General features: G+C 42.8%; 23 protein-coding genes and 1 pseudogene. 12 read left to right on the top strand and 12 right to left on the bottom strand.

The window, feature by feature from the left end; translation table 11 throughout:
* Positions 1–25: 25 nt before the first annotated feature.
* A complete protein-coding gene (locus tag V7K85_RS23940) occupies positions 26–1,834 on the bottom strand; it encodes a DUF4114 domain-containing protein (protein WP_334817193.1) in 1,809 nt (602 codons plus the stop codon).
* A 172-nt stretch (positions 1,835–2,006) separates the two neighbouring features.
* Between V7K85_RS23940 and V7K85_RS23935 the strand changes: the two genes are divergently transcribed.
* The 3 genes from V7K85_RS23935 to V7K85_RS23925 all read left to right on the top strand — a co-directional run bounded on the left by V7K85_RS23935 (position 2,007) and on the right by V7K85_RS23925 (position 4,709).
* On the top strand, positions 2,007–2,168 hold the full coding sequence (locus V7K85_RS23935; RefSeq protein WP_334817191.1) for a hypothetical protein: 162 nt from the start codon (positions 2,007–2,009) through the stop codon (positions 2,166–2,168).
* Between the two features lie 230 nt (positions 2,169–2,398).
* Positions 2,399–3,343, top strand: a complete 945-nt coding sequence (locus V7K85_RS23930; RefSeq protein WP_334817189.1) for a fatty acid desaturase family protein — start codon at positions 2,399–2,401, stop codon at positions 3,341–3,343.
* A 127-nt stretch (positions 3,344–3,470) separates the two neighbouring features.
* A complete protein-coding gene (locus V7K85_RS23925; RefSeq protein ID WP_334817187.1) occupies positions 3,471–4,709 on the top strand; it encodes a bifunctional sterol desaturase/short chain dehydrogenase in 1,239 nt (412 codons plus the stop codon).
* Positions 4,710–4,829: 120 nt separating this feature from the next.
* Here V7K85_RS23925 and V7K85_RS23920 read toward each other — a convergent pair.
* The 3 genes and pseudogenes from V7K85_RS23920 to ahcY form a co-directional block, all read right to left on the bottom strand.
* Positions 4,830–4,979: pseudogene (locus V7K85_RS23920) on the bottom strand (element excision factor XisI family protein); the annotation flags it as partial.
* Positions 4,975–5,604, bottom strand: a complete 630-nt coding sequence (locus V7K85_RS23915) for an NAD(P)-dependent oxidoreductase (RefSeq protein WP_334817185.1) — start codon at positions 5,602–5,604, stop codon at positions 4,975–4,977. The gene V7K85_RS23915 and the pseudogene V7K85_RS23920, both read right to left, overlap by 5 nt.
* 280 nt (positions 5,605–5,884) lie before the next feature.
* Positions 5,885–7,162 (bottom strand): adenosylhomocysteinase, encoded by a 1,278-nt coding sequence (gene ahcY, locus V7K85_RS23910; RefSeq protein ID WP_334817183.1) that lies wholly within the window; start codon positions 7,160–7,162, stop codon positions 5,885–5,887.
* A 388-nt stretch (positions 7,163–7,550) separates the two neighbouring features.
* Here ahcY and V7K85_RS23905 point away from each other — a divergent pair, with 388 nt between their 5' ends.
* Together V7K85_RS23905 and V7K85_RS23900 are read left to right on the top strand one after the other, a co-directional pair.
* Positions 7,551–9,179, top strand: coding sequence for a mechanosensitive ion channel family protein (locus V7K85_RS23905; RefSeq protein ID WP_334817181.1), 1,629 nt, complete (start codon positions 7,551–7,553; stop codon positions 9,177–9,179).
* A 521-nt stretch (positions 9,180–9,700) separates the two neighbouring features.
* Entirely contained in the window at positions 9,701–12,994 is a 3,294-nt protein-coding gene (locus V7K85_RS23900; RefSeq protein WP_334817179.1) for an efflux RND transporter permease subunit, read from the top strand.
* Between the two features lie 115 nt (positions 12,995–13,109).
* Here the strand turns inward: V7K85_RS23900 and V7K85_RS23895 are convergent, their stop codons facing one another.
* Positions 13,110–13,289 carry a hypothetical protein gene (locus tag V7K85_RS23895; RefSeq protein WP_334817176.1) on the bottom strand — a complete coding sequence of 60 codons (180 nt, stop codon included), beginning with the start codon at positions 13,287–13,289 and terminating at the stop codon, positions 13,110–13,112.
* Between the two features lie 648 nt (positions 13,290–13,937).
* On the opposite strand from V7K85_RS23895, the gene V7K85_RS23890 reads away from it, so the two are divergent.
* Positions 13,938–14,381 carry a hypothetical protein gene (locus tag V7K85_RS23890; protein ID WP_334817174.1) on the top strand — a complete coding sequence of 148 codons (444 nt, stop codon included), beginning with the start codon at positions 13,938–13,940 and terminating at the stop codon, positions 14,379–14,381.
* A gap of 444 nt (positions 14,382–14,825) precedes the next feature.
* Here the strand turns inward: V7K85_RS23890 and V7K85_RS23885 are convergent, their stop codons facing one another.
* The 3 genes from V7K85_RS23885 to V7K85_RS23875 are packed head-to-tail and all read right to left on the bottom strand — an operon-like array spanning position 14,826 to position 16,196.
* Complete coding sequence (locus tag V7K85_RS23885; protein WP_334817172.1) at positions 14,826–15,395, bottom strand: Uma2 family endonuclease; 570 nt, start codon at positions 15,393–15,395, stop codon at positions 14,826–14,828.
* 24 nt (positions 15,396–15,419) lie between these two features.
* Positions 15,420–15,881: a type II toxin-antitoxin system VapC family toxin gene (locus tag V7K85_RS23880; protein ID WP_334817171.1), complete on the bottom strand. Its 462-nt coding sequence runs from the start codon at positions 15,879–15,881 to the stop codon at positions 15,420–15,422.
* Positions 15,882–16,196 (bottom strand): hypothetical protein, encoded by a 315-nt coding sequence (locus V7K85_RS23875; RefSeq protein ID WP_334817169.1) that lies wholly within the window; start codon positions 16,194–16,196, stop codon positions 15,882–15,884.
* 83 nt (positions 16,197–16,279) lie between these two features.
* On the opposite strand from V7K85_RS23875, the gene V7K85_RS23870 reads away from it, so the two are divergent.
* The 4 genes from V7K85_RS23870 (at position 16,280) to V7K85_RS23850 (ending at position 20,099) form a co-directional block, all read left to right on the top strand.
* Entirely contained in the window at positions 16,280–17,827 is a 1,548-nt protein-coding gene (locus V7K85_RS23870; protein WP_334817167.1) for an FAD-binding oxidoreductase, read from the top strand.
* Between the two features lie 23 nt (positions 17,828–17,850).
* Positions 17,851–18,555, top strand: a complete 705-nt coding sequence (locus V7K85_RS23865; RefSeq protein ID WP_334817166.1) for an actin-binding WH2 domain-containing protein — start codon at positions 17,851–17,853, stop codon at positions 18,553–18,555.
* A gap of 408 nt (positions 18,556–18,963) precedes the next feature.
* Positions 18,964–19,464, top strand: coding sequence for a hypothetical protein (locus V7K85_RS23855; RefSeq protein WP_334817165.1), 501 nt, complete (start codon positions 18,964–18,966; stop codon positions 19,462–19,464).
* A 230-nt stretch (positions 19,465–19,694) separates the two neighbouring features.
* Complete coding sequence (locus tag V7K85_RS23850; RefSeq protein ID WP_334817163.1) at positions 19,695–20,099, top strand: NIL domain-containing protein; 405 nt, start codon at positions 19,695–19,697, stop codon at positions 20,097–20,099.
* Positions 20,100–20,140: 41 nt separating this feature from the next.
* On the opposite strand, the gene V7K85_RS23845 is transcribed toward V7K85_RS23850, so the two are convergent.
* Positions 20,141–20,395, bottom strand: coding sequence for a DUF3616 domain-containing protein (locus tag V7K85_RS23845; RefSeq protein WP_334817161.1), 255 nt, complete (start codon positions 20,393–20,395; stop codon positions 20,141–20,143).
* A 130-nt stretch (positions 20,396–20,525) separates the two neighbouring features.
* On the opposite strand from V7K85_RS23845, the gene V7K85_RS23840 reads away from it, so the two are divergent.
* The gene (locus tag V7K85_RS23840; RefSeq protein WP_334817159.1) at positions 20,526–21,509 is read left to right on the top strand and encodes a CHAD domain-containing protein; all 984 of its coding nucleotides are present in this window, start codon (positions 20,526–20,528) and stop codon (positions 21,507–21,509) included.
* Between the two features lie 29 nt (positions 21,510–21,538).
* Here the strand turns inward: V7K85_RS23840 and V7K85_RS23835 are convergent, their stop codons facing one another.
* The 3 genes from V7K85_RS23835 to V7K85_RS23825 form a co-directional block, all read right to left on the bottom strand.
* Positions 21,539–22,183 carry a hypothetical protein gene (locus V7K85_RS23835; RefSeq protein ID WP_334817157.1) on the bottom strand — a complete coding sequence of 215 codons (645 nt, stop codon included), beginning with the start codon at positions 22,181–22,183 and terminating at the stop codon, positions 21,539–21,541.
* A 464-nt stretch (positions 22,184–22,647) separates the two neighbouring features.
* On the bottom strand, positions 22,648–22,890 hold the full coding sequence (locus V7K85_RS23830; protein WP_334817155.1) for a hypothetical protein: 243 nt from the start codon (positions 22,888–22,890) through the stop codon (positions 22,648–22,650).
* A 136-nt stretch (positions 22,891–23,026) separates the two neighbouring features.
* Positions 23,027–23,155, bottom strand: a complete 129-nt coding sequence (locus V7K85_RS23825; RefSeq protein ID WP_334817153.1) for a hypothetical protein — start codon at positions 23,153–23,155, stop codon at positions 23,027–23,029.
* A 315-nt stretch (positions 23,156–23,470) separates the two neighbouring features.
* Between V7K85_RS23825 and V7K85_RS23820 the strand changes: the two genes are divergently transcribed.
* Positions 23,471–24,308, top strand: a protein-coding gene (locus tag V7K85_RS23820; RefSeq protein WP_334817151.1) for an IS5 family transposase whose coding sequence is annotated in 2 segments (ribosomal slippage) — positions 23,471–23,856 and positions 23,855–24,308 — 840 coding nt in all. Because the reading frame shifts where the segments join, the coding sequence is not laid out codon by codon here.
* The last annotated feature ends 96 nt before the right edge of the window (positions 24,309–24,404 follow it).

Here is a 24,404-nt window from a genome sequence, read left to right as displayed (position 1 = left end):
TCATTAGCATAAAATCATTTATTGTTTAGGCGACACTCAGATTAATTTGCACAATGACATCATTGAAATCTCTATCACCACCATTTGCTAAATCCTCAAAGCCAAAAATATTACTGCCTAACAAGCGGATATGATCTACCTTATCGGAGTTAGCACCTAAGTATGGGAAGTAAACCGCCGGATCATTATTAGAATTGTCATCTAAAAATGCATCAGGTTTGCCATTCACAATTATCAATGGTGCAAAGATATAACCTGGTTGAAAGATTCCTGTGTATGTAGCTGTAGTTTGGTTATTAGCTGTGAGGTCAATACCCGTAATACGCCGACTAATAGCGGCTTCAGTATAACCAGCCTGTCCAGTGAGAATATCTGCTTTGCCATCACCATTTGTATCAATTCCACCATTGGCATCTGTGACTTGATAGAAGCCGACAAAATTATTGAAAACTGCTTCTCGGTAAACAATAAAATCAGCTTTTACCAATTGGTTCACATCCCGCAAATCAATGACTTCGCCCTGTTGATTTCCTTGTAAATTTGTACCCAGAGGTACAGCTTCATTTGTCGGCTTAATTTTCACTACCAGATCCCTAAAGTCAGCAGTGTTACCTGAAGGATCTTTCCAAGCAACAGAAAAGCTATCAACCCCCAAGTCTGTGATCTTTTGGTTTGAAGAATCGGAAAACAGTACACTGCTTGAGGTAATTCCATTTTTTAGCTCAACTAAGACAGCATCGATTGTACTGTCTTTAACCAAATAAAACCTCAGGTTATCACCAGAATCGAATTCTAGTAAGCGTGTGAGTTCTGAATTAAACCCATTGGGACGATTGGTAATGGCGGATAAAATAACCTTTGACCGTTGTAAGGCGGCTTGGGTGTAACCTGTAGCACCAGGGACAATACCGTTAATTGTGCCTTTATCATCGTCAACTTTAAATACTCCTAGTTCACTCACGCGGTTAGAATTGTTTTCAGTGAGAGTGACGTGGAGTCTTGCTTTAGCACCGTCGTTTTTGATTTGAAAGATGTTATCAATGGTATTTGTCAGAGCAATTTCTTTGATATCTTGGACGGTGATAGTCAAGGGTTTCTCATAGATGACTCCACTAATATCTGTAGCCTTGATCCTAATTTTGTAACTAGATTTAGTTTCAAAATCTGGGGAAGTTTTGATTTTAAGACTATTGCCATCAATTGTGAAAACGTCATTATCAGTATCGCCAGTCCCTGTGACTAAACTATAGATGAAGTTGTCATTTTTGTTTGGGTCAGTGCTGGTAAATGTGCCGATGACAGTGTTAGCGACGACGTTCTCGTTGACAGTAGTGGCGCTTAAGCTGCCGCCGCCAAAGCTGCCATTGCCGCTGTTCGCCTCGTTATTGATGAGAACCGAGGCGTTGACTGTGATGTTGCCACCGTTGATAAACACCACCCCGCCCATCTCGGCAGCACCGCTGCCGCCATCAACACCATTGCCACCCTGGGCGAAGCTACCGCTGAAAGTAATAAGTCCTGACAGAGTAAGTGAGCCCTGGTTGACGAAAAATAAGCCCGCATTACTGACATCGTTGGTGTTGTTGTTATTAACATCACTGCTGATGGTGAGTAGGTTAGTACTTGTGTTGGTAATCGTCAGATCTTGATTAACAAACAGCGGCCCGTTAGTCAGGGTAATTTTGGCGGTAGTATTAAAGACACTGTTGTCAAAGGTAATAGTGTCAGCACCGGTAGTAGCATTAGCTGCGTTGATGGCGTCGCGTAACGAGACGTCGCCGTTATTAATGCCGTCGTTTTCGTCGTTAAGCGTATTGACAATATAATTAGTCATAAATAAAGATTTAACTTTTATAGAAAAAAGACATAAGAGTTGGGGAAGATTTAACAAACCTCCTTTTTGTGATGTAGGATGCAGTTACATTGAAGCATAAATGAAAATTTTTGCCTACCCCTCAATACAATTCGATTAAGGAAAGTTATTTGAGCAAGGCGAGATAGGGGAGATGAAGACCTTACTCAGGACTCAGAACTTAGGACTAAGTAAGGTTAAAGCAGAAGTTGCTACAGGAAAAACGGAAGTTCTTCCAGGGAAGGCAGAAGTTACTACAGACTGCGCGAAATACGAAAACGTCAACCCTGGAGCAATATTTTTTGATAGATGTTAAATATGGGATTCTGTTAAAAGGCGATCGCATCTTCAATACCTTCGCCAAAAAAAGAGGATGAAGAGACAGGGCTGATGTAGTAGAGTTTCTGTCTTCTCAAACCCCAACTTCATTACTACAAGCACGACCAAAAGATAGTAATAACAAGAATAAAACGGAGGTAGTGTTAACATCTGAATTAGTGCGAATTCAGCAGTTAGAAGCGAACCCACGCCGACCTACTTAAAATTATGTCTAATAACGCAATTATCCAATCGGAATTATTGGAACCCAAAGCTGATAACAAGCAAAACCTCTGTCAGATTCTCACTATACAGGAATTAAGTCTTCTAAACGATCGCTCCAACACCAAAGGACTAGTTCAACTGGCTTTTCATCTCACTGTTATGGGTTTGAGTGGCTACCTGTGGGCAACAAACTTTGGCAATTGGTCGCTGGCTATACCAGCACTGGTAATCTACGGCTTCAGTCTGGCTTCGATGTTTGCACCGATGCATGAATGTGTTCACAGAACAGCTTTCGCTAACAATCGTTTCAATGATGCTGTAGCTTGGTTTTCCGGCTTGCTCTCATTTTACAACAGCACGTTTTTTCGTCGTTATCATAAGTGGCATCATCGCTACACTCGCGTTCCTGACAAAGATCCGGAATTGACCGATCCCAAACCGAACAACCGGGGTAAATACTTGTTGATAATTAGCGGTTTACCGTGGTGGTGGGGTAAAATACGTGGGCATTTTCAAGTTGCAACTGCTCAATTTGACAATTTTCCATTTGTGCCAGAAGCAGCACGAGCCGAAATCATTCGTTCTACACGTTGGCAATTAGGTATTTATGCTGGTGCGAGCGTTATCTCAATTGCAGTTGGTCAGCCTTGGTTTTTCCTCTATTGGCTGCTACCACTCCTTGTAGGTCAACCGATTCTGCGGTTTATTCTACTAGCAGAACATACAGGTTGCACTATTGACGCAAATCTGCTCACGAATACGCGTACAACGCTGACCCTCTGGCCGGCACGATTTTTCATGTGGAATATGCCATTTCATGCAGAGCATCATTTGTACGCATCAATTCCGTTCCACGCCCTACCAAAAGCACATCAGCAGTTGAGCAAACACTTTACCCATATTGAACCTGGCTATCTGAAAGTCAACTGGGATATTGTGGCTAAATAGCGGTAGTTGGTAGGATGACAATAAGTCTATTTGATTTTTGTTTGCTCTAGGCTCGACCTTAATGCACCTTTATCAGATGATCATGAAGAATGATTAAGAAAAACGAGTATAGACAAACGTGATAAAAATGCTAGCTGAAAACTTGATTGGAATTGAAGCAAGATTACAAATTAATTGGGTTTGGCTAAATGCCAGCTTACAGTTTGCTACTTGGGGACTTTTGTCACTTTTACTCGCTGAGGTTTTGAGAGACAGCTACCATGCTTTGTGTCACCAAGTCAATTGGCTTGCTAAATGGCACAACAAGCACCACATGGCCTATCGCCGGGATTTATCGATAGTTTCCCCGAAAGTTTACCAAGAATCCCAGCTCTATCACGACATTTTAGAGTCGAGTCTACTGCTGGTGGTATTGGTGGTAATTGCCTTAATTGTCCAGCAAGTGGGGTTATGGCTGGGAGTAGCTTATGCTTGCACCTTTTTATATGGCGCGTCCTTGCGATATTTCCAGGGAAAAATTGATACAGACTACAACCACCTACCCGGCCCTTTGGAGACAATTCCATCCATTTGGTGGGTGAATCGGTCTTACCATTGGCGGCATCATTTTGATGATGTCAACGCTTACTACAGTGGTGTCTTTCCCCTAGTGGATAAAATTCTTGGTACAGGACTGTCCCTCAAGGGGAAAACCATCGCTTTAACCGGAGCATCAGGAGCGTTGGGGCAAGCATTAACAGCTGAACTTATAAAAAATAATGCTAAAATCGTGGCATTAACCACCAATCCAGAAAAATTAGTAGAGCAAGTTGGGGTAAAGGTGGTTCCCTGGCGGTTGGGTAACGAAGCCGAACTGAAGAATAGTTTAGAGAAAGTAGATATTTTAATTATCAACCACGGAATCAATGTCTACGCTAGCCGCACACCAGAGGCCATCAACTCCTCCTATGAGGTGAATACCTTTTCCGCATTGCGGTTGATGGATGTATTTTTGACAACTGTGACAGGCGCACAAGCAAAAGCAACTAAGGAAATCTGGGTAAACACTTCTGAAGCTGAGGTGTCTCCAGCGCTGAGTCCGCTTTATGAACTCAGCAAGCGATCGCTAGGAGATATTGTTACTCTCAAGCGTTTGGACGGGGATTGTGTAATTCGCAAGTTAATTCTTGGCCCTTTTAAGAGTCAACTGAATCCTTATGGAGTGATGTCTGCACAGCAAGTTGCTCGTGCTATCTTATTTTTGGCACGCCGAGACTTCCGAAATATTATTGTGGCAATAAATCCTCTTACCTATCTACTATTTCCCTTAAAGGAAACTAGTACATGGCTATACTATCGAGTCTTCAGCCGGACAGCGAAGAGTTAATAATTTTCAGGTGATAACCCAGTTCCTACTTCAAATAGTTTAGGATCTTAGACTTGAGAACCTACAACTTTCATAGAGTGCGTTAACGACAGCGTAACGCACCTACTCAACTACACTTAATTAAGTAACTGCAAATTCAGTATACTGTCTGATATCGGCTGGTTGGAACGCGAGAACAATTTGATTTTTAGGAATACCAGCGTTAACAAGTTCGTTGGCTATACTGTATTCTGTACCGTCTCTTTGAATCCAGATTTTGTGGTTGTTAATAACAAATGAGGGGTGTTTGGTTCAGATAGCGATCGCCGATGAGTTGCTGTAGGACAAAAGCCCCCACATCCGCCCGCGAAATTTTCCCTGCCGTAACCCCCGTTAAGTCAGTCAGAACTCGGTAATTCCCTTTTGCCGAGTCATTGGTTAATATTCCTGGACGAACGATCACCCAATCCAGATTGCTCTGACGAATCTCGGCTTCCTGACGATCTTTGTCGTCGTAGATTCGCTTCAATATCAGCGGTAGAATCAGCTTGTCATAGAGCAAGCCGCCGTGACCTTTACTATCGCCTGCTCCAAGTCCAGTGATACAAATTAATCGCTTGACGCTGTGACGCTTCATTGCCTGAAGCAACTTTTTTGTGCCTTCCGAAAACAGTGTCACAGATTCAAGACTGATTTTTTTAGTGCCTAATGAGCTAATGACTGCATCTTGCTGCTGCACCGCATCTAGTGAGGCGAGGTCAAGGATATCCCCCTTCACAATTTGAAGGGAGTTGTGCTGCATTTCAAACTTGTCGGGATTACGAACTAGCGCAGTTACTTCGTGTCCTTGGGCTAAACCTTGCTTGACAATCTGCTGTCCCGTCGGTCCCGTCGCCCCAATGACTAAGATTCTCATCTCTGTTTCTCACTTACAAAACTCACAACATTTATCCCACATTCCGCACCCTCAACTGTCACACAGCCAAAATATAGTACAGAGGAACTAAACAAAGACCAGCAAACAGAGGCTTAATGATCAGAAATAGCATTGAGTCCAGCAACTGTAAAATGAAGTACAGAATGTTGGTTGTATCTCGTACTATTTGCATTTGACCTGCGCTTTTGCAGTATCCATTAAATACAAAAAAAGGGATAAGCCCAAAAGCCTATCCCCTAAAAAATCAATTAATCAATCATCAAGTTCCAGTAGTCCAAGAATTGGTGTACTCAATTTGATCTGGTGTTAGCGTATCAATCTTAATTCCAATCGCCTCCAACTTTAGTCGGGCAATTTCTTGATCCACATCAATAGGAATTGAGTGCAAACCAGGTTCTAACTTACCTTTATTCTTCACTAGGTATTCAACAGCTAAAGCTTGGTTGGCAAAGCTCATATCCATTACTGCGCTGGGGTGTCCTTCAGCCGCAGCTAGGTTAATCAAACGTCCTTGTCCAAGAACGACAACTGATTTACCACTTTGCAGTTTGTACTCTTCGGTGAAGGGACGTACTTCCTTGATTTCCTTAGCTTGAGAAGCCAAGTATTTCAAGTCAAGTTCAATATCAAAGTGACCGGAGTTACAAACGATCGCACCGTCTTTCATCACATCGAAATGCTCGGCGCGAATTACGTGCTTGTTACCAGTAACTGTAACAAACAAGTCGCCAACTTTAGCAGCTTCTGCCATTGGTAAGACCCGAAAACCATCCATTACGGCTTCAATTGCCTTGATGGGGTCAATTTCGGTAACAATCACGCTACCACCCATCCCACGGGCGCGGAGGGCTGTACCTTTACCACACCAGCCGTAACCAACTACGACAATATTTTTACCAGCCAGCAGAATATTTGTGGCGCGGATAATGCCGTCTAAAGTCGATTGCCCAGTACCATAGCGGTTATCAAAGAAGTGCTTGGTGTCGGCATCGTTGACGTTCACTGCGGGGAAGGTGAGAACGCCATCTTTGAACATGGCCCGGAGGCGCACAATTCCTGTTGTGGTTTCTTCAGTGGTGCCAATCAAATCAGCAATTTGGTGTTGGCGCTCTTGGATTAATGTGGCAACCACATCGCTACCGTCATCAATGATGATGTTGGGGCGGTGATCTAGGGCGATTTGGACGTGGCGGCTATAAGTTGCGTTATCTTCGCCTTTTTGAGCAAAGACGGGAATTTCATGATCGACGACGAGACTAGCTGCTACGTCATCTTGCGTTGATAAGGGATTGCTAGCAATTAGAAGCGCGTCTGCACCACCGGCTTTCAAAGCGATCGCCAAATGTGCTGTTTCTGTTGTAATGTGGGCGCAAGCCACAAGCTTTAAACCAGCAAAGGGCTTTTCTTGGGCGAAGCGATCGCGGATTTGCCGCAAAACTGGCATCTCGCGTCCAGCCCATTCAATGCGCTGTCTTCCCAAGGCAGCTAGGCCGAGGTCTTTAACCTCGTGCTTTAATCGGGGAGAAGTTGCGGTCATCAAAAGTTACCTCAAAAAATTAAAAAAGTTACGTAGAATTTACGCACTCTACTAGGTTATTCTACGACTGGCGATTTTTGCTTGCAATTAGCAAACTACTAGTCAATAGTCCTCAAAACTAGCTTGACGTTTGATAAGCGGAATGTCAACTTCATCCCCAGCTTCTTCCTTTTTGTTTTATCTTTGGTCAGAATAAGACTATTTTAAGTCTTACCTATTCATTGAAAATATATTGTCATCTATCTTTAGATAGATAATAGAAAAAACATCAAAATTTAATCATCTAAAGGGAAAACCTCAACTTTAGATAGGTACATTTACAGAAAGTAATTGCGGAGGATAGCTATAGAAGCAATTAATAGTAGATTTTACTTAAGGAGGTGCTTGAGTGCGCTTTCAATTTTTGGCGATCGCTAGTTCAATGGCTATAGCCGTTGTATCTGTGCCAAAAGCCACAGCCCAGATTCCTTTTTTACCACAGCTGCAAGCTCCCAGCAGTGTGAGTAATGATTCAGATAACAAAGTTGTTTCAGGCTGGATTTATTTAGATGGTCGTCCGTTATTTCAGATAGCGGCATCAAAAACCAACTTTCCTGAGCGTTCACAAGACATCCAAAAGAAGTTGGAGAAAATTGGCCAAAATTACTTTCAGTCACCACCAAAAACAGTAGTCGAGGTGAAAGTGCGGAAAGTAAACGAATTACCAGTGGTTTATGTCAACGACCAATACCTGATGACCATCACTTCTGAAGATGCCCGACTGCGACAGGTAGATATGTCAACATCGGCAGATCAAATCGCCGACGCACTAAAAGAAGACTTGCAACAAGCAAAACAAGAAAGACAAACTCAATTTTTAATTGAGCAAGGTAAAATTGCTGGGGCTACTGGACTGGCAATGATTATCATGAGTTGGGGGGTATATAGCTGGGAGAGGCGTTCCAGAAAGGATTCACTAGACTCCATTGCCTCTCAACGCCAAAGGGAACTCTTCAACCCCTCAACACCAGCAGAGGAACCAATTACAACACAACTAAATCAACGGGAACAGCACCATGTCCAAGAAGCCAAGAAACGATTGTTTGAGCTAATTCAAGCCGGAATTTGGGGAGGTGGAAGTTTCTTTATCTTGGGTTTATTTCCCTACACACGAGCATTTCAAGTGACGATTCTCACCGCCGCCCAATTTCCTTTACGATTAGGTGTTGTGCTACTGGTCACTTATGTAGCTATTCGTCTCAGCTATGCTCTGATTGACCGCTTCGCCTCCACTCTGATCAGCAGTGGTGCTTTCCTAACCCCAGAAAGTTCTGAACGGCTGCAACTGCGAGTTTCCACATTTTCTGGCGTGACTAAAAGCATCGCTACTATTATCTGCATAGGAGTAGGCTTCTTGCTAGCGCTGGTGTCATTGGGGATAGATATTGTTCCCTTGCTAGCGGGTGCGAGTTTAGTTGGTGTTGCGGTGTCTTTAGCTTCGCAAAACTTAATTAAAGATGCAATTAACGGTTTCTTGATCATTATAGAAGACCAGTACGCTTTAGGCGATGTGATTTCTGTGGGAGATGTGGGAGGCTTAGTAGAAAATCTGAATCTGCGGATGACCCAACTGCGGGATTCGGAAGGGCGCTTGATCACGATTCCCAATAGTGAAATTAAAGTTGTTGCCAATCTTTCTAGTCGTTGGTCACGAGCCGATTTAACAATACCGATCGCCTACCAAGCCGATACAGAACAGGCTTTGAAGTTGATTCAAACTATTGGTTTCGAGATGAATCAAGAAATACAATGGCAGCCTCAAATTTTGGAACCGCCGCAAGTTTTGGGAATAGATCAATTTGGCGATCGCGGTTTGATTATTCGCGTCTGGATTAAAACACAGCCTCTCAAACAATGGGATGTAGCACGGGAGTTTCGCCGCCGCCTGAAAGTTGCCCTAGACCAAGCTGGAATTTCCATTTCTGTGCCTAATGATGATCATTTGTTAAATTTTCAGGAGAATGGCAAAGCTAATTAGAAATTTGGCTCATTACCGCCTTTTTCAATTGACTAAACCAAATCTTGACCTCTCTCTTGCTAGGGGAGCAGAGGGGCAGGGGGAGCAGGGGAGCAGAGGAGATATATTTGAGAATGCAATATTATAAGTCTTTGATACTCGTTAATGAGGCTTTGAACTCCATTAATGAGTGTTTGAATGCATCTGGCTCTAAATGCTGTATTGGGGGGCTGCCGCCTCCTGAATTTGCGGTAGAGCCGTTTTTAATGCATTTTCAGGCTTTGGCTGGAAACGAGAATTTTCTCTTGTGTTTTGGCTGAAGTTGACACGCGTGAGCAATGCTGTGCCCCGATGATAGATGTGATTGAAATAAATGAAAACTGCTGAAAAAGTCCCTATTGCCCCTTATCCCCAGAGAGCGCAACGTGTTCCTCAATCCCTAATCCCCAATTTTGGGCGATCGCAACACTAAGCTTTAATAAATCCTTATATTAATAAAAAGCTACTACCTCACTAACCTGTCTTAAACTTTTCACTGATTTATGTTTGTCAACACCTTCATCAGACGTCCAGTCCTGACGACGGTCTGTACGTTCATCATTTTGCTGCTGGGAAGCATCTGTATTCCGATCCTGCCGATTTCTCAGCTACCGGATCTCGCTCCGGTGCAAATTACCGTTAGCTCCAACAATATTGGTGCGGATGCTCAAACAACAGAAAGTACTGTCACCAACATTATTGAGCGACAAATTAATGGTGTTAAAGATGTATCTTATATATCTTCTAATACGGGTAATGATGGTTTGAGCAATATAACTGTCTCCTTCCCAACTAATGTCAATAGCGATATTGCTCAAGTAAACGTTCAAAATAAAGAAACACTTGCTGACCCTCAATTGCCAGACGCTGTTCAACGCACAGGTGTCACCGTTGAAACGGCATCGAGCAGTTTGCTTCTCGTCTTTGGGTTTTACTCAGAAAATAATGAGTATGACAACATTTTTATCAGTAACTATGTTGATCTGTTTATTTTCGATCAGATCAAACGGCTTCCTGGTGTAGGAAAAGCCACTATTTTTGGGGAGCGCAAATATGCAATGCGTCTTTGGCTTGATCCCAACAAGCTTGCCCAACATCAACTAACTCCTCAAGATGTGACAACTGCCCTGCAAGAACAAAATATTCAGGTGGGTGCAGGGGCGATTGGTAAGGAACCAGCACCAGATAATCAAAGCTTTGAATTTGCTTTAAGGGCAACCAGTCGATTTAAAGATGCGGCTGAATTTGAGGAGATGGTGCTGAAGGTGGGTCAAGTTGGCACTAGTAGCACCTTAGTTAAGGTCAAAGATGTCGGTCGAGTTGAACTGGGAGCAGAGAGCTATCTGGCTGATGCCAAATTCACCCTACCAGGAAGTACCCCCAAGGCAGCCGTCGGTTTGGGGATATATCAACTTCCCGGTAGTAATGCCCTGGACGTTGCCCATGCTGTTGAAGAACAGATCGCAACACTATCGAAGAGTTTTCCACCTGGACTAAAAGCACAGCTGGCATTTGATACCACTCCATTTGTAGAAATTTCTTTAGAAGAAGTTTTGCACACTCTGGTTGAGGCGATTATCCTGGTGGTCTTGGTAATTTTTGTCTTTTTGCAAGACTGGCGGACCACGATCATTCCCACTGTTGCGATCCCCGTCTCCCTGGTTGGGACATGTGCGGCTCTGTTGGTTTTGGGATTTCAGATTAATACACTGACCTTATTTGGTTTCGTCCTGGCGATCGGTATCGTCGTCGATGATGCGATTATTGTAGTGGAGGCAGTTGCAGTCAAACTAGAGGAGGGCATGAGGCCTTTTGATGCTGCTGTCGAAGCTATGAAGGAGTTGACTGGGGCAATCATTGCCACTTCACTTGTACTCATGGCGGTATTCATTCCAGTTGCATTCATTCCGGGCACTACTGGGATTGTCTACAAACAATTTGCGTTAACCGTTGCTTGCTCCATTGGCATCTCGACCTTCAATGCCTTAACCTTCTCTCCGACGATGGCAGCCATCCTCATGCGCCCGGCTCAGACTCCACGGGGCCCTTTAGGTTGGTTTTTCACGCAGTTTAATCGGGGATTTAGCTGGTTCACACGCCGCTATGTCGGGTTTGTTAGCTATCTTACCCATGTCAAGCCGATTGTAATTGGGGTTTTCATTACTGGTTTAGTAGCAACGGTTTTGATGTACAGAACAGTGCCTACCGGATTTATTCCAGAGGAAGACCAGGGTTACTTCTTTGTAATTGTCCAGGGCCCTGATGGGGTTTCTTTGAAATACACCGAATCTGTAATGAATAAGGTTGTCAAAGAAGTAACATCGCTTCCCGAAGTTCAAGCTAGTTTTATGATCAGTGGCTTTGGTTTCGATGGCAATGCTTCTAATTTAGGCATTGCCTTTGCTAACCTGAAACCCTGGAAAGAGAGAACTCTAGAATCTCAGTCTGTCTATGGCATACTTCAGAGGGTGAACAAAAAGCTCTCTGCAATTACAGATGCCAGAGCGATCGCTGTGAATGCTCCTCCGGTTAGAGGGTTAAGTACTACGGGTGGTTTTGAGTTTATCATTCAAGACAAAACCGGAAGTGCGCCGATTCAAACGCTGGTTGATACTGCTAACAAATTCATTGGGGCAGCAAATAAAAAGCCTGTTTTACAACGAGTCTTCACTCAGTTCACCGCAGACACTCCGCAATTTGACATCCAAGTAGACCGCAACCAAGCCAAAGCTCTCAACGTGGAACTCAGCACTATCTTTGGGACATTGCAAAGTTACTTGGGGTCGCAATATGTGAATGACTTTGTGCAGGGACAGCGACAGTATCGAGTATATGTCCAAGCAGATGGGGTTTTCCGCTCTAATCCAGATGATATTGCCAAGCTGTATGTTCGCTCTGCGAGTGGGGCGATGATTCCGTTGAGCAATCTGGTGAAAGTTACTCCCTTTGTAGGACCAAAAACCATCTCGCATTACAACTTGTACAGGTCAATCAAAGTCCAGGGCGCTCCTGCTCCCGGTTCTAGTTCTGGGGAGGCAATTAAAGCGATGGAGCAAGTTGCAGCAGAGGTTTTGCCTCAAGGATTTGGTTACGAGTGGACAGGGACTTATCTTCAAGAAAAGACATCTGGAGGAGCGACAGGTCTGATTTTTGGTTTAGCGATCGTTATTGTCTTTCTGGTGCTATCGGCTCAGTATGAAAGCTACATTGACCCGCTGATTATTTTGCTGACGGTTCCCTTAGCAGTCTTAGGAGCGATGACGGCGATTTGGCTACGTTCCAATATTTTTATGGCAAGTAGCCTTTTCCCGAAAGTGGTGGATGATATCTATTGCCAGGTAGGTCTGGTGACTTTGATTGGTTTGGCCGCAAAAAACGCGATTTTAGTCGTGGAATTTGCCAATCAACTGCATGAGGAGGGGATGAGCTACACGCGGGCGGCGGTGAAAGCAGGGCAAGAACGTCTGCGACCCATCTTAATGACTTCCTTTGCAGCCCTGTTAGGATTTTTGCCCTTGGTGATCTCTCAAGGGGCTGGAGCCAGCAGCCGTTGGTCTTTAGGAACAGCGCTCTTTGGGGGGCTGATGCTTTCGACATTCTTGAGTTTGTTCTTAGTGCCAATTCTGTATATCTTAATCAAGACTCTGGCTCAGGCTATATTTTCTCGTAAGGGATCGGGAGGTTCAAAGCCTCCAGATTCTCCTAATGGAGCTTCGGCATCTGAACATCGGGTTTTGCCTGCTGGCTCAAGTCAGCCAGAGACACAACTTAGGTCTCAGCAAGATGGGATAAGCTGACTTTTGTTGTTAAATCTCTATTTTGGCTCTGCCGCTCTTTCTTGAGGCGGCAGAGCCTCTTATTAGGCATTCACAGTCGGAGACTCTTAACAAGATAACGAGATAACTTTAGGGGTTAAACAGCACTCTCAAGAAGAAGATGCGATCGCTCAAATAGCAGAAATCGCACCTGTGAAAGTGCAAAAATCAGCCTCTGAGGTTCGACGTTGACCTTCTGAGGCTCGACGTTCACCTTCTGAGGCTCGACGTTGACCTTCTGAGGCTCAACGTTGACCTTCTGAGGCTCAACTAACAAATATATTTAATTATTCTTGAATTTACAGGGGTGAGCGTGTAGTAAAATTTGCTCACCTTTGTAAAGTGAAACATAACTTTAGACTTCTTTGCTCAAAATCTCCGAGGACGCAACTATAGCGCTTTTTGTTTGTATGCAATACACTTTGACCTCTCTCCAAACCTCTCTCCTAAAAGGAGAGAGGCTTTGAATTTACTCCCCTTCCCTACAAGGGAAGGGGCTGGGGGTTAGGTCTGTATTCGACTCAATTGAGAAGCGCTATATAAAGGTAGGAAAGACCTTGCGGGTGGAAACTTTAGCTATGCCCACATCTGAGGGGCAAACTTCACCAATGCTAACCTCAAAGGTGTAAAAAATTTTATTTTTACTTTCTCCTAGTATTTACAAGTTAAGTCATTTAATAGTAATCTTCTAGTGTCACAGGACTTACGCATTGACAGAAATACCAAATATAGATGGTTTGAAAAACCATATCTGTCGTAGGATTTAGCATTGCTAAACCCCTACAACGCGCGTTTATTTACTATCCAAGAATAATTAATCAAAGCTTGAAACAACCTATTTTGGTAAATTCATACCATGATTAATTTGTACAGTGCGTAAGTCCTATGTCAATAATTTATCCCAAGGTGTTTTGATTTCATGAATATGATGAACTTTAAAATCCAAGCCTTTTTTACGACGTTAATGATTGGTAGTGTGTCAGCGTTGACCATTTCAGATGCTATCTCTCAAAAGGTGAACGCCCAAGGTGCGCCTTCTTGTAATAATGCAACCATAAGAGGTAGCTATGGAACTCAATTCCTTGAGAATAGTAAAACAGAGCAAATAGCTGTGGTTGGTTTAATCAAGTTTGATGGAAACGGAAATTTTCAAGGAAATGATACTCTTAGCTTAAACGGTACTATCGCAAACAGGACAGTGTCGGGGAATTATGATGTTCAACCAGATTGTACGGTACGGATGGTATACGTAGCTAATATCAATGGTACTGGTTTTTTCAACGGTATCATTGTTAATAGTGGCAAGGAAATCTTTATTGTCGCAACCAATCCAACTACAGTATTCACTGGTACTTTTAAAAAAGTGTAGTGATTTACTCTATCTGTCCCAACGCTTGAAAATTAATGGGCGAAGGCGGAGTTCGTTTGTGTCGCTGCGAATTCCATTGCCTTGATATCATGTCGGCTTAATTACTTATTAAACTCTAAGAACCCGACCCAATACAGTTCGGTTAACGTGTTTATTCGTCGGAGATCCCCCCAACCCCCCTTAAAAAGGGGGGCTTTTTTTTCTAATTACCCCCTTTTTAAGGGGGTCGCCACAGGCGGGGGGATCTTATCCGAACGACCCCGCGAACCCCTCCCCTCGGTAACTATGGTGTCGAATTACCCCCCTTAATCCCCCCTTGTAAAGGGGGGAAACTAGAAATCCAGTTCCCTCCCCTTTACAAGGGGAGGGTTAGGGTGGGGTGCAATGACCGTGGGAATCATAACTAATTATTCGGACATGATATGACTTTAAGATAAAAAATCCCTAAGCCGTTAATACCTGCTGCGCTGTCAGTTTTAACTCAGGGAAAGTCAGAGAATATATCTGCTGGTTTGCTGTAAATACTGTTTGGTTATAACGTCCTTCATCCAACAAACAGACTGTCACCTTTGCCTCAAGAGGATCAACAATCCAGTATTCAGGGATAGAAAAGGCTGCATACTCAAGTGGTTTCCTTTGATAATCTCGCTTCACAGACTCAGCACTAACCACTTCTATTGTCAACAGTGGAGGTAACTCAAGCACAGCCGATTTACCCTGAATAGATTGTCGCTGTTCTTCAGTCATCACAATTAAGTCAGGCAAGCGGGATTTTTTGACAGAGGTACGAACGCCAGTACCGCTAGGGCGAACTTGCCAGTCTAACCCTAGTCGTTGGATTTCTAGATAGAAGCGGATTAACAAGAAAGTAATGATCGCTTCATGCAAATCTGAGGCTGGAGGCATTTCTAGTAGTACCCCATCCTCAAGTTCATAGCGCTTGTCAGTGCGATCATCGTAGGTGAGATATTCTGCAAAAGTATACAGACGTTCTACAGATTTTGTCGTGGACATATTCTTGTAATTCGTAATTCGTAATTAGCTCTCAGAAGATAGTCGTGTAAAGCTAGTTGGGTTCACAGGGGTGACTTCAGAAGCGTAGCGGTTAAAGTCCCTAACGTTGAAAGTTAAAATATGGGTTAGCCTGTTGACTAACATTGAGGCTACAAGCCTAGCATCGTGGACGTTTACCCCCATTACCCCATACTGTAAAATTAATCGCTTCCACTCTGGATAAATCTCAGGTACATCTGGCAGTACCAAGAAGAAACCTTCTAAGCGCTCCAGTTCCGTCCTAGCTTCAGCTATGGTTGAGCCTAAGCCGTTCCTTTCACCAGATCGTGTTGCACTTCGCCAAAACTCTATGAGGTTTTGCGAAGTAATAAAAAGCTCTAACTCTGCTCCTCGTAAAGTTGAAATTGCGTTCAGTGTATCTGCATACATTGGGTGGTGTGGCTGTACGCTTAGTAGCAATAAGTTGGTATCGACAAGATAAGTCACTTAAATATCTTCCGACTCCTCATCATCGTATATTCCTGCCCGACTTAAAGCATACTCTGATAGTAAGGGCGTATCTCTCCTATGGCTCTCTGCCCATTCCCGAAAAGCTGTTATCCACTCAAGAGCCGTTGCAGTTTTGTAAAATGGTTGCTCCTGTTTTGATTTCATCAACTGCTCAAGCAATGCATCTAAATGTGGCTTAACCACTTCAGCAGGGAGCTTAGTTATGTTTGCTAACACCTGCACAACGCCTTCTAACTCTTCTCTGTCAACCTCTGAGGGTAATGGTAGTATTTGATTATTATTGTTGACCACGCTCGTAGCTCTCCATAAATAATATCGTATCTACTTTCTTCATTCTCAGGTAGTTTTGGAATGTAGAGTTGAATTTTTCCAAAATGTCTTTAACTGAAGAAATTCTTTCCCAATTACCCAGCGACGTTTTAGCAGGATTGCGCCAAAGCGATCGCATCCTCACATCTGTGCGCGAAAACACCGCACCTATCCCAACGTTAGTTAAAGAAAGTCAACAGCCTTTAAGCGTCGTAGACTTCGATGTGCTTATCTGCGGTGGCACTTTAGGCATTTTAATTGGTTGCGCCTTGGTGGTGAAGGGGCTGCGGGTAGCGTTGATGGAAAGGGGAATTCTGCGGGGGAGGGAACAAGAATGGAATATCTCTCGCAAAGAATTAGATGTGTTTGTGGAATTGAACTTGTTAACAGAGGAAGAATTAGCAAGTGCGATCGCTACTCAATATAACCCAGCGCGAGTTAGTTTTGATGGCGGTACAGAAGTTTGGGTAGAGGATGTCTTAAATATCGGCGTAGATCCAGTTTATCTACTGGCTACTTTGAAAACCCGATTTCTCGCCGCTGGGGGAAAGTTGTTAGAAAATACACCCTTTACCGAAGCGGTGGTTCATCCAGATGGGGTGATGGTAAATAACCAATTCAAAACTCGGTTATTAATCGACGCGATGGGACATCTTTCACCCATCGCCCAACAAGCACGCCAAGGCAAAAAACCAGATGCTTTGTGCTTGGTTGTAGGAAGTTGCGCCCAAGGTTTTCCGCAAAATAACTCAGGCGACTTGTTATTATCATTTACATCTTTGCAGAATCAATGTCAGTACTTCTGGGAAGCCTTCCCAGCCAGAGATGGCAGAACCACTTACTTGTTTACCTATATGGATGCACATCCCCAACGTTTGAGTTTAGAAGCCCTGTTTGAGGAATATCTGCGTCTTTTACCAGAATATCAGGGAGTGGAATTGAGCAAGCTGAAATTTCAGCGATCGCTATTTGGCTTCTTTCCCACCTATCGCCAAAGTCCCCTAAAAACCCCTTGGAGTCGCATTCTACCAGCCGGAGATAGCAGTGGTAGTCAATCTCCCTTAAGTTTTGGTGGTTTTGGGGCAATGGTGCGTCACCTGAAGCGTTTAACGTTTGGCATTTCCGAGACACTGGAAACAGAACAATTATCTGCAAAAGCCTTAGCACTGCTGCAACCCTATCAGCCAAGTTTGACTGTCACCTGGTTGTTTCAAAGGGCGATGAGTGTTGGTATAAATCAGAAAATCGATCCAGATCAAATTAACCAACTACTCTCAGCGGTATTTCAGGAAATGCAACAGTTGGGTACACCAGTGCTAAAACCATTTTTACAGGATATAGTACAGTTTTCGGCACTAACGCAAACACTGTTAAAAACTGGTTTATCCCATCCGCTATTAGTTGCCAAAATAATTCCCCAAGTAGGTTTAGGAAGTTTGTTAGATTGGATGGTGCATTACGGAAACTTAGGTGTATATACTGCCTTATTTTGGTTAAGTCCAATGCTAGAAACATGGATTAAGAATCAACCAAATGAACAACAATATTATTGGCATCGTTTGATTGATGCCTGGAAGTATGGTTCTGGCGGTGATTACTTAGATGAAACTTAGAATTTTACCTGTGTGAAAATAACATGATTGAACGGAAATCTTTAGGAATAAAATACTTTGCGGTGCTGATTGGATTCCTGCGCGATCGCCAAGGTTTTCTAGAGGAAGTTCGCCAAGGTACAAGATTACCAAACAAAATCATTTCTCTGCTGGTTTGCAGTTCCTTGTTTCTCGCTGCATATGGCGGAATCATTGGTGCATACCATAGTTGGATGCAAGCTTTGTCTTCCGCCATTAAACTCCCAGCCCTTTATTTAATTACACTTTTGATTTGTATTCCGACGCTCTACTTTGCTAACATTATTTTTGGTTCCAAGCGGACTTTTGCACAGCATTTAGCATTGGTATTGACTGCGGTTTCAGTCACCAGCGTACTTTTATTTAGCTTTGCACCAATCACACTCTTTTTCTTAATTACCACGAATAATTACCAATTTTTAATCCTGTTAAATGTATTCATCTTTGCATTAACTGGATTTATTGGTATTTCGTCTTTATATCAAGCTACAAGTTTAGTTTTAGAACAAGATAATGAAGGTAGCAAGACACGCCAGAAAATTTTACAATTTTGGCTATTTCTTTACGCTTTCGTAGGTAGTCAGTTAGGCTGGACTCTCAGACCGTTTTTTGGCACACCTGGTTCTGCCTTTGAACTATTCCGCGAAAAAGAAGGTAATTTCTATTTGAGTGTGATTCAAGCTATTAGCTATCTTTTGGGAATCCGTTAATTAGTCATTAGTAATTTCACCAAATATACAACAGATATTATGCTGGGAAAACAAAATCGCGGAATTCAACAATTTGGGGTTTTGGTTAATTTACTCCGCGTATACGCATAGCGGCTTGTCGTCAGACATCGCCAGTCCTTCTTAGAAGAAATTCGTCAGGGAGTCCGATTACAAAATAAAATCAGTTCTCTGTTCGTAACTAGTTCTATTTTCTTTGCCATCTATGGCGCAATTATCGGTACCAAGATTTTTACGTATTTTATATGAACTCCGGTAAATTCCTTATAATATATCATTGCGAGTGCAACGAAGTGTAATGTTCGCAATTGACTTATGTTCAGCCGGACACCAACAGCGCTAGCTTTACCACAACTAATAATTGCAGTTTATTGATTATAAGGTGGTTTAATGAAGAAATTTGTAATTGGCAGTTTGTTAGCACTTTTGATTCCTGTGGGATACACACTAGCTCAACCCGTACAATCCAGACAACCAGTTAAACCTGTAACTACTTCTAAACCAACTACTATTAGGCTGAGAGACAACAGTACGTTGACTGCCGATAAATTGATTCCACAAGCTAAAATTCTTGCTAGGGTCAACAAAAAAGCTGTGATTAAATCCATCAAACTTGTGCATTTTGGCGAACATCTAGCCACCCGTGAAAAAGTGGTTGGTATAGAGTCGGAAAATCCAGAGATATCCAGTAATAGATTAGTGTACAAATTGATTACGGAATTAACAGATTTTACAATTCCCCGCGCCGGTCACTTTGATCGCGCTACCATTACAACGATTATCGACGCTGAGACGGGAGAGACTTGGAGTAGTGATATTTATGCTCCTCCAGGTGCATTTCAATCTAACCATGACGCTTTACCACCTCGTGAGCAATGGAAAAACCAGTAAAGGGTATTAGTAGCATTGGATGCTGTTTGTTAGTTTTTACTTACTAACCACTGCTGGTGTTTTAATCTCAGAAAACCAAAAAGTTTTTTAGGTAATTAAACTATAGAGTAGGGTAGCACAGCTAGCTGTGCTACCCTACGATACTGGATTGCATTTTCTAACTAAGTAATGATCTTTGGAGTTATAAAACTCCGAATACGCTACAACAGAAAAAACTCTCTGCTAAACCTGTGAAAAAACGAGTAACACTCACCTTCCCAAAACGCGCCGTGCAAATGCCAGTCACTTACGTACTGGCCAAAGAGTTCAACGTCGCCGCCAATATTATCCGTGCCCAAGTTGCCCCAAATCAAATTGGCAAACTGGTAGTGGAACTATCGGGAGACATCGATCAATTAGATGCCGCTATCGAGTGGATGCGATCGCGCCATGTTAGCGTTTCTTATACATTAGGCGAAATTGCGATTGATCCTGATGTCTGTGTCCACTGTGGTTTGTGTACTGGGGTTTGTCCTACCGAAGCCCTCACCCTTCACCCAGAGACATACAAATTGACATTCACGCGATCGCGCTGTATCGTCTGTGAGCAGTGTATCCCCACCTGTCCCGTACAGGCAATCTCTACTAACCTTTAAGATTGCCGCATACACCACGGAGGATTGCCCATCCTACTTTCTCACCAATCCAAAATCCCAGTTGCGCTGGAAGCGCACCAAAGGTACGACCCAAAATTGATTTTAGCCCAACTTAAACACATCCGCCCTAAGAGGTAAGGGTTGGGTTCTGATTCAATTTTTGCTAGCCTTTTAAAATTTTTTGCATCTGTATTTTCGGGTTTGGGTTTTTTACATTTGTACCTGTGAGAACCAACAAACCATAGGTAATAATCAGTGTAAACAAGTCCTTCTATATTAATTTCTTGGATATGCAACTATCAATAGTCATAAGCCTACTTTACACCCCTGATTGGATAAAAAAATATCAAAAGTAGGTAGATATAAATTTTTAACTAATGTTATTATGTAATAACCTCATAAGGTACTCGTCATTTAAGAACAATTATGAAATTAGCTACACAACCCAAGGTAAAAACTCTAGGGGACTACGCCTACCAAGCGATTGAAAAACACTTTAAGAAAACCTTGAAGTGGGAAAAATCAGTGAAGAAAGATGAAGATCCAGAAGCGCTGCACCAAATGCGAGTGGGAATGCGTCGCCTACGGACAGCGGTAACTCGGTTTGGGCTAGCGGTAGATGTGTCGAAACCAGTCAGCGATAAAAATATTGGTAAAATAGCCCGTCGTCTTGGTAGTCTGCGAGATTTAGACGTACTCAAAGAAAGTTTGGAAAACAATTACAAACCAAACTTACCCCGCAAAGAGCAGGAATCTCTGCAAACAGCTTTCACAGCTTTGGCTAAACAACGTGAAGATGTACAATCGAGTGTGCAGAAAACGTTAAAGGATGAATCTTACAAGTCTCTAAAAGATGCATTGGATAAATGGTTAGATAAACCCAGTTATCAACCTTTGGCACCTATTACTATTCAGCAAGTCCTACCAGATTTACTTTTACCAGAAGTGAGTAGCTTTTTACTGCATCCTGGTTGGCTAGTTGGCACCCAATTTGTGGAATCAGAAGTGAAAATCCAGAAAAACTGGAAACCAGAAAAGATAGAACAACAATTGACAACAGAAGGTGAAATTCTTCATAGTTTGCGAAAAGAAGCTAAACGTATACGCTACCAGATGGAGTTATTTACTGAGTTATATGGCGAGTCTTACGCAGCTTATCTTACAGAAGTGAAAAGTATCCAAGAAATTTTGGGTACGATGCAAGATAGTGCCGTCTTAACTGACTGGCTTTCAGATGTCTTCAAGTCAGAAATTCACACCGAGATGCCCACCCTTGCTAACTTGTTAACTGAAAATCGTTACCAGTCGTGGCAGCAGTGGCAACCTTTGCAAGAACGGTACCTGAAAGCTGAAACCAGACATAGTTTTCATTTAACAATACTGCACCCGCTTTCAGGAGTAATAAATTAAAACCTCCTCTTTGTTGGGCAAGGGTTGGACTAATGAGCAGACAATTGAATAGGAGCCTCCAGCGACAAAACATAAACACTGCTCTGGGGAATCTGTACAACACGGGTATTTTCGGCAGAGTGCAAACCTGAAATTAGTCCAACAGCGCTTCCTAGCATTGCTCCCGGGTGAAACTGTTCGGGATCACCTTGGCTAAAAAAGCCCAAGGTGCTTCCACCAATCCTAGTCCAAACAGAGCCATTCTCGACAGCTTTATCATTAGCTCGTATATGGATCATGGTTTTGCCGGGAATCATCTGACTTGATGCTTTAATTGAGACAAATCGACCGTTGACAACCAATGACTGCGCCACAATTTTAGCGCCTCCATCAGTGGGTTTGCGGGTAATAGTTACAGGAGTATTTTTTGGCGCTACGATATTACCTTGATTATCTTTAATAGCGCTAGCTAAAGGAAGTGTGAAGGGATAATCCTTTTTTTGCCCGATATCTACAGTAACAGACGCTGGAAATGAGACAATAATCGCTGTATCTTCAGGAATGTTAATCTCTTGATTGACTGCTTGAATCGGCTGAAGTGGGTGAGTCGTTATTGGTTGGGCGATCGCTGGCAGGATTATGCAACCTAACATAGATATAGAACAGGCGAGGCTCAACAACATTTGCGTTTTCATGAGCGTTTTTTCCTTTGACATGAGTAGTGTTTTTTAGGATTGAATCCCTTCACTCAATCAATAGGTTTGTAGTTATTGATTTATCCAGCCTTAGATCAAAAAAAGATTTAATTTATTACCTTGTTAAGAGTCTCTGGCTGGGAATGCCTATTTTGAGGCTCCACCTCTCGAATTCGCGGCAGCAGCCCAATGAAAGTGCATTTGCTTTTTAGAACCTGGAAACGATAATTTCCGATAATTAAACGTAACTGGCGATAAATAAAGACGGGTTGCAGCCCGTCTAAATAGCTTGAAAGTGCAAATACACCTTAGACCTCTTGCAAAAGTCGAACATCCGCCTATACGCTATATTCATGGCAATCCCAAAGCTGCTCAAATGCAACGCAGTTTTTTTTTCTCCGATTTCAGTAACTATGGCACTTATGACCCTTACGGGTGACGCTCGAGTACTCGCTAACGCTACGCTAGCGCCAGTTCCCTACGGCGGGAAACCCGCTTGCAGGACTGGACTCACCAATTGACTGTTGATGGATTGACTCAATGGCATCCGGCTTTTCTACAACTGGGTAAAACATTAGATGAATGTGCCACAAAGTATCGGGGGTTTTGTCAAAGGTATAAACCAAAAGCAAAACCAGCCAAACTTTCTTGCTGGGGATTTTGTTGCTGGCTGGCCATAAAATTAGCCGGAATAAGGGTAAGCACAAATGCTCACCTGGTCAACTGACACTTTTCGAGCAGTGGCAGGTATCGGAGTGCCCACAATTGGCAACAGTTTTAAAGAAGTTTATTCTAGCTAATAGAGCGTTTGACGTAAGTTGCATGAATGAGGTATGATACGTCTCAGATCGTCGCCAACTGTGCCACCCCATAGGTAAGTATGTATGGTGGGTGTGGGTGTGGATCGATCGGATCTGGCCAAAGTGGTGGTGTGGCTACCACTAAAGTGCTTCCGCCGCCAGCAGTCGACAAAGTGCTTTTTACAGCTGTCGACAATAATGGGGTAGAGGCAGCAATCGTTGTAGTAGGTGTTTTGCTCTTCCAAGCTCCCCCGGAATATCGGAAAGCTTCTACATCTGAAAGCTCGCAAAACACTTCTCCCTTCAACAGCTTTGTCGAGTGTTGAGAATTCATACGTGATACTTCAATTAAATGCAATATGCAATGCTAGGGATTTATTCATCCCATATTGTTTAGTACGATGCATTTTCTGATTTATGCATTCAATAGACCTCTTGCAAAAGTCCCCAGTGGCATGAGAAAACTAGGTGAGAGTGAGGGGGATCTATGAGTTACCAACAGGTAAAAAACCTAAAGCCAGAGGATTTCAAACGCTTGAGTGGAGTGCGTCGGGAGACTTTCACTCAAATGCTGGAGGTAGTGCGAGCGCATACTCGGCCGAAAAAGAAAACTGGTAGACCAGGAAAACTCAGCTTGGAAGACCAATTATTGATGACATTGGAGTACTGGAGAAAGTACCGTACTTATTTTCATATTGGTCAGTCATGGGGAGTAAATGAGTCAACAGTATATCGTATCATTCGTAAAATGGAAGATGCTCTGGTCACCTCAAGAGCTTTCACACTTCCAGGAAAGAAGAAACTACAAACTTCTGATTATCAAATAGAAGTTGTTGTAGTAGATGTCACGGAAACACCAATAGAGCGTCCTAAAAAAACAAAAACAGTTCTGCGGAAAAAAGAAAAGACATACATTAAAATCTCAAGTTGTGGTAAACCAAAGCACTGGAAAAATCCTCTGTACCGCACATGGTAAAGGAAAAGAGCATGATTTTCGCATTTTCAAAAATAGTAAACTTAGGTTAATAAAAGACATTGAATTCTTGGGGGATAAAGGATATCAAGGAATTCATAAACTTCATGTCAAGAGCCGAATACCAAAAAAGAAACCTAGAGGCGGTAAACTCAATCGTGAAGAGAAAAAGAGTAATCAAGAGTTAGCCCAAGTCCGAGTTGTGGGTGAGCATATCAATCGAAAACTGAAAATATTTAAAATTTTGTCTGACCGTTATTGCAATCGTCGAAAAAGATTTGCTTTGAGATTTAATCTCATAGCTGGTTTATACAACTATGAGCTTCGTCTCCCCAAAACTGAATCTGCTTAACTGACTTTTGCAAGAGGTCTCTTATATAGTGTTGAAAATAACACAGTTAATTTTCTCAGAGTTGCCAATTTGCCAAATCATCAAAAGAACAGATGT

Source organism: Nostoc sp. (assembly GCF_036917615.1).
Classification (GTDB): Bacteria; Cyanobacteriota; Cyanobacteriia; order Cyanobacteriales; family Nostocaceae; genus Nostoc.
This window is presented reverse-complemented; position numbering and strand designations above follow the sequence as displayed.

What these genes read in the sequence shown, in the direction of transcription:
- V7K85_RS23935 (WP_334817191.1), top strand. Translation starts at nt 2,007, where the DNA reads ATGAAGACCTTACTCAGGACTCAGAACTTAGGACTAAGTAAGGTTAAA.
- V7K85_RS23835 (WP_334817157.1), bottom strand. Translation starts at nt 22,183, where the DNA reads ATGAAAACGCAAATGTTGTTGAGCCTCGCCTGTTCTATATCTATGTTA.
- V7K85_RS23890 (WP_334817174.1), top strand. Translation starts at nt 13,938, where the DNA reads ATGATGAACTTTAAAATCCAAGCCTTTTTTACGACGTTAATGATTGGT.
- ahcY (WP_334817183.1), bottom strand. Translation starts at nt 7,162, where the DNA reads ATGACCGCAACTTCTCCCCGATTAAAGCACGAGGTTAAAGACCTCGGC.
- V7K85_RS23840 (WP_334817159.1), top strand. Translation starts at nt 20,526, where the DNA reads ATGAAATTAGCTACACAACCCAAGGTAAAAACTCTAGGGGACTACGCC.
- V7K85_RS23865 (WP_334817166.1), top strand. Translation starts at nt 17,851, where the DNA reads ATGATTGAACGGAAATCTTTAGGAATAAAATACTTTGCGGTGCTGATT.
- V7K85_RS23930 (WP_334817189.1), top strand. Translation starts at nt 2,399, where the DNA reads ATGTCTAATAACGCAATTATCCAATCGGAATTATTGGAACCCAAAGCT.
- V7K85_RS23855 (WP_334817165.1), top strand. Translation starts at nt 18,964, where the DNA reads ATGAAGAAATTTGTAATTGGCAGTTTGTTAGCACTTTTGATTCCTGTG.
- V7K85_RS23870 (WP_334817167.1), top strand. Translation starts at nt 16,280, where the DNA reads ATGTCTTTAACTGAAGAAATTCTTTCCCAATTACCCAGCGACGTTTTA.
- V7K85_RS23900 (WP_334817179.1), top strand. Translation starts at nt 9,701, where the DNA reads ATGTTTGTCAACACCTTCATCAGACGTCCAGTCCTGACGACGGTCTGT.
- V7K85_RS23925 (WP_334817187.1), top strand. Translation starts at nt 3,471, where the DNA reads ATGCTAGCTGAAAACTTGATTGGAATTGAAGCAAGATTACAAATTAAT.
- V7K85_RS23885 (WP_334817172.1), bottom strand. Translation starts at nt 15,395, where the DNA reads ATGTCCACGACAAAATCTGTAGAACGTCTGTATACTTTTGCAGAATAT.
- V7K85_RS23915 (WP_334817185.1), bottom strand. Translation starts at nt 5,604, where the DNA reads ATGAGAATCTTAGTCATTGGGGCGACGGGACCGACGGGACAGCAGATT.
- V7K85_RS23940 (WP_334817193.1), bottom strand. Translation starts at nt 1,834, where the DNA reads ATGACTAATTATATTGTCAATACGCTTAACGACGAAAACGACGGCATT.